Source organism: Halorubrum sp. SP9, assembly GCF_005435015.1.
In the GTDB taxonomy this organism is placed as follows: domain Archaea; phylum Halobacteriota; class Halobacteria; order Halobacteriales; family Haloferacaceae; genus Halorubrum; species Halorubrum sodomense.
The window spans coordinates 1-841 of the sequence record NZ_SGXU01000109.1 but is presented as its reverse complement, the minus strand read 5'-3'; the positions used below and the strand labels follow the sequence as shown (position 1 = coordinate 841).

1 pseudogene is annotated in these 841 nt (G+C 56.7%); it reads right to left on the bottom strand.

Going from position 1 to position 841, the window contains the following annotated elements:
• Positions 1-378 (bottom strand): annotated as a pseudogene (locus EXE45_RS19790) (DUF58 domain-containing protein); the annotation flags it as partial.
• Between the last annotated feature and the right edge of the window lie 463 nt (positions 379-841).

The window sequence follows — 841 nt, the reverse complement described above, 5'->3', positions numbered from 1 at the left end:
AATCGTACAGGTTGTTGTCTGGGTTGTCTCTCCAGCCTGAAGCGCGACAGACGGTGATTCAGTCTCAGCCGAGATGCCGGGTGGGAGTTCAGCGTCGATAACGATTGGTTCCTGTGCCGTCTCTGGGGGACGGGATACACGAAGCGTGAGCTCAGCCGCTGTGTCGACAAAGATCTCGGTGGTGGCAAGTGTGTACTCGATCGTGAGCTGGCGTTGCTGAGCAGCAAACGATTGGCTAGCGGTGATCGCTGCCCCAAGTAGCCACGCACCAAGGCCCGCTGCGGCAGCAAGAAACACAAGTTGGTCTGCGAGGACTCCGAGGCCGACTAGCAGCAGGCCGGCGCTCGCAAGCGTCCACCACTGCTCAGTGACCTCCATTACCTCTGTCTCAGTGCGGGGCAAATTGAAACTTGGCTTCTCGGTTCTTGTGGTGGGTGCCGCTCATGGGAGTGGCCATAAAGTTGAAACTCAAAGCTGTAGTCTAACTGAACTATGACTGACGAGGATACGGAGTTGGCACAACAGTCACAGTGGGAACGATGGACCGACGACAGTGGCCCCTTCTACCGCTCGTGTGCCGTCTGGCCGTTCGATCCGGGAAGCGAATCCACGACGTCAGGAGACCACGATCGACCAGCAGTACAGTTTACCACAGGCAGTACACGACAGCTGCTTCGGCACCTACCAACATTCTTGGGAGTCTCAATGGTACTGTATTTTGGTATTAATTTGGCCCGAAGTGTTGGAACCGGAGAGGTTCAGCTTATGTTCCCACAGCTCACACCCCGCAGCGGTGCGGTTCTCGTGGGTGCGATTGGAGTTGGGTTGGTGTGGGCGTATC